At 36.7% G+C, this 3,631-nt stretch carries 3 protein-coding genes; 2 read left to right on the top strand and 1 reads right to left on the bottom strand.

All coding sequences use genetic code 11. The features are described 5' to 3' along the window. Positions 1-543 precede the first annotated feature (543 nt). Complete coding sequence (locus tag AC3DU7_RS28450; protein WP_488042616.1) at positions 544-1,137, top strand: hypothetical protein; 594 nt, start codon at positions 544-546, stop codon at positions 1,135-1,137. 75 nt (positions 1,138-1,212) lie between these two features. On the opposite strand, the gene AC3DU7_RS28445 is transcribed toward AC3DU7_RS28450, so the two are convergent. Beyond that, entirely contained in the window at positions 1,213-2,244 is a 1,032-nt protein-coding gene (locus tag AC3DU7_RS28445) for a glycoside hydrolase family 10-like protein (protein WP_488042617.1), read from the bottom strand. Between the two features lie 463 nt (positions 2,245-2,707). Between AC3DU7_RS28445 and AC3DU7_RS28440 the strand changes: the two genes are divergently transcribed. After that, positions 2,708-3,427, top strand: a complete 720-nt coding sequence (locus AC3DU7_RS28440; RefSeq protein WP_488042615.1) for a biliverdin-producing heme oxygenase — start codon at positions 2,708-2,710, stop codon at positions 3,425-3,427. The last annotated feature ends 204 nt before the right edge of the window (positions 3,428-3,631 follow it).

Here is a 3,631-nt window from a genome sequence, read left to right as displayed (position 1 = left end):
CTACTCTAAGTGCCAAAAATAATTTTGTGGTCTACTCAAATGAAAAGCGCTGTATAAGAATAATACAGGAGTTACAAATTTTGAATTAATATTTTAGGTTGTAGCTATAGGTAAGGGCGATCGCTTCTCAGCTCGCGTGAGTGTACCGCACAAAATCGAATCTGCTGTAAGCGATTGCCTATTTCCTATTCCGAAAAAGCAGTAAGATTTTAGGCACAAATAAAATAGGAATGCTATGTATGCCAGCTAGAGATTCTTTCTACAGTGCCTTTTGTTCTGCCCTAATCAAGCAGGGATAGACAATTACCAAATAATTAATAATTAATCGGGAGTTAGGCAAAGGCACTATAATATATATAGCCTTGGTGCGTTACGCTAGCGGTTATATTGTCTGTCTTTAAGTGACTTGTACCGCTCTCAATAGAAAAGGCGGTGCGTTACGACAGATTGCTAAATCATTTTCATAATCTGAACTTATGTTGTCTAACGCACCCTACAAATTTGCTACTTTGAATGAACATTTTTTACTTAAAGGAGACTAAAATGCAACCCACTAAAAAATTATTATTTTCAATTAGAAAACTGGGGATTTATTTAACTATAATTACTGGATTAGTTATTAATTTAACCACTGAAATAGCATTGGCAGGGGTTTCATTGCAAAAGCGAGAAATTACCAGGATTGAATGGGAAAAAGGGAAAACAATGAATTGCAATGGTGAAGGAGTAGAATTTTTGATTACTGGCTCGAATATGCATCGAACATTTTATAGTCTAGCTATTGCTTGTTTAAATCCAAGTGTACAAAACCAGGCAGATTGGGTGATTTTAAGTGGAGTTGATTTTGTTTACAAAAACCGTCGCCAAGATGCTTTTATTCATAGGTTTCCTCCCAAAACTCAAAATTCCGGAGGAGAACCAAATTTATATTCATTTGCCAAATTTGTCATCGGTTATAACTGTGGTGCTGACAAGATAGATACCAGGCAATGGATATGTGAAGAGTACAGTTCGACTATTGAAAATAACGTTCTCAAAACTTTTGGTTCCCAACAGTTAAAATCGACAATAGATGAGATCCCTTTCCTGTTTAGGGATCTAGAGTGGTCAAAATATGGTACAACTAATGCTCAATAATAGAATCCAGTAGGGAATGTTTTTTTCCATTCAAAACTTTGTACTGTCCAGTTAACCAGAATAATTTAGGAAAAGTCAAGAAATTGTTCGCAATGCTTTAGCCAAAGCATCGTTATTTTCTCTGAGACCTTCATAGAAAAATAACACTTCTCCGTTAATTCCTACAGAGCGGTTATAGGCGATCGCTTCCAACAAATAATCTACACTAATTCGATAAGAGCCAACTTTAATTAAAATTCCTGGAAACACCTTGTCTAAATGACTACAAATAAACTGCTGTTTCACTAACTGTTGCACAAGAGATTTGTAACTAGCAAAGTCACGACGGTAAAGTTGAGGGTGAATAAGATCGACAATTCCTTGATTTATCCAACTGGGGTAGTCTTGTAAATATTCATTCAAACTCCACTTGTAAAAACTGGGAGCCATTGAAACCAAAAGTTCAGGCTTAATTGCTTTCACTTCCTGATGTAAACGAGTTAAAAAATTTGTCAAAATATCTGCACGCCATTGTAACCATTTGTGGTGTTTATGATTTTTGGGTGGATGACAAGAAAATTGCTGACGATAACGTTCTACTGTTTTTGCATCGTAGCCACCTTCTGAGGGAAATGCTGGCATTCGATCGTCTCCTTGGATGCCATCAATGTCATAATTTCTCACCACTTCCAATACTAGATCGATCAGAAAATTCTGCACTTGCTCATCCAAAGCATTCATCCACTCAAAACCATTTTTTACCAATAAATTTCCCCTAGAGTCACGAGCCGCCCATTCTGGTTTTTTTGCTAGAAGTAACCCTCCATTTTGTTTGTAAGAACTGACAAACCCGTATTCAAACCAAGGAATAATTTTAATACTGACTCGCCGTGCTTCTATAATTACTTCTGCTAAGGGATCGCGACCTTTGTATTGGGGGTCTATTTCTCTACCAAAAGTTGTCTGCATCAGTTGACTGGGGTAGAGAGTAAATGCTTTATTCCAGACTACTGGAAATACAATATTAAATCCTGTTTCAGCAAGAAAGTCCATTGCCTCAGCAATACTATCTCTAGAATAGAGGACTTTACTATCAACATTTGTGAGCCAGATACCGCGTAATATCATGTTCGGTTGAATAGTTATTAGACATCTCCAAAAATCAAAAATCAAATCAATTCTTATCCATAAATTATCAATTCTTCTTCCCTGTTCCCTGTTCCCTCTTTTCTGGAGATGTCTATTGTATAGTTGGATGTGTAGAGTAGGGGAGATTGATGTAATTATAGAATTATCCACATACATTATATAATCGGATTTTATATAATTCCATAAATTCATAAATTGAAGTGAGGAGTCCATCAGGAAAAGTTTGGGTTGCTCATCTCCTTTCCGTTCCAGAATACTTCGCAAACGCGCAAAGTTGACCGCTGAACTGCTAAACGCTTTTTTACAGTTACTTCTTAATCATTCTTAATGTAAATTCCGATCCATTCATTTTAATCTATAGAAATAGGCAATAAATTTCTAAATTTCTGTAGGAATTGATACGCCAAATTGTATAATTTAGTATTCGTAAGGGAATTTTAACATGAGTGTAAACCTAGCAACTCAATTGCGTGAAGGAACCAAAAAAGCTCATACAAATGCAGAAAACGTAGGTTTTGTCAAGTGTTTTTTAAAAGGTGTTGTAGAAAAGAACTCCTACCGGAATTTAGTTAAGAATCTTTACTTTGTTTATTCGGCGATGGAAGAAGAGATGCAACGCCACCAGCAACATCCCATTCTTTCCCAGGTTTATTTTGCAGAGCTAAACCGTAAACAGAGTTTAGAGAAAGACCTACAGTTTTATTATGGTGCTGGTTGGCGCGAGCAAGTTGCTCCTTCTGCTGCGGGTGAAGCTTATGTACAGAGAATTAGAGAAATTTCAGAAAAAGAACCAGAATTGTTAGTAGCTCACTCCTATACTCGCTACTTGGGAGATTTGTCTGGCGGTCAAATTCTCAAGAAAATTGCTCAGAGAGGTATGAATTTAGTTGATGGGGAAGGTACTGCTTTCTATGAGTTCCCAGAAATTTCTGATGAGAAGGCATTCAAGAATATGTATCGTCAGAGAATGAATGATTTACCTATCGATCAGGCAACAGCAGATAGAATGGTTAATGAGGCAAATGCTGCTTTTGACATGAACATGAAAATGTTCAATGAACTAGAAGGTAATTTAATTAAGGCGATCGGTGTGTTGTTGTTCAATACTTTAACTAGAAGACGTAGTTCAGGTAGTACAGAGTTAGCTACTGCTGCTGAATAATAACGGTTGATTAGTTAATATTTCTATTTTAGTAGAAAGAATACTTTTAAGTTGAGTTGTATTAAATGTTGGGGGTTTGATGGCTGTCAAGCAGTCACCAAGTCTCCAACATTTTGCTTTTGAACAGGAGTGTGAGAAGAAATAACAAAATATATAGCGCTGCGCGCAGGCAACAGGCAATAGGCAACAGGCAACAGGGGGAAT

It is taken from the genome of Okeania sp., from assembly GCF_983059655.1.
This window is presented reverse-complemented; position numbering and strand designations above follow the sequence as displayed.

Coding starts and splice junctions, on each gene's coding strand:
- AC3DU7_RS28450 (WP_488042616.1), top strand. CDS start 544: ATGCAACCCACTAAAAAATTATTATTTTCAATTAGAAAACTGGGGATT.
- AC3DU7_RS28445 (WP_488042617.1), bottom strand. CDS start 2,244: ATGATATTACGCGGTATCTGGCTCACAAATGTTGATAGTAAAGTCCTC.
- AC3DU7_RS28440 (WP_488042615.1), top strand. CDS start 2,708: ATGAGTGTAAACCTAGCAACTCAATTGCGTGAAGGAACCAAAAAAGCT.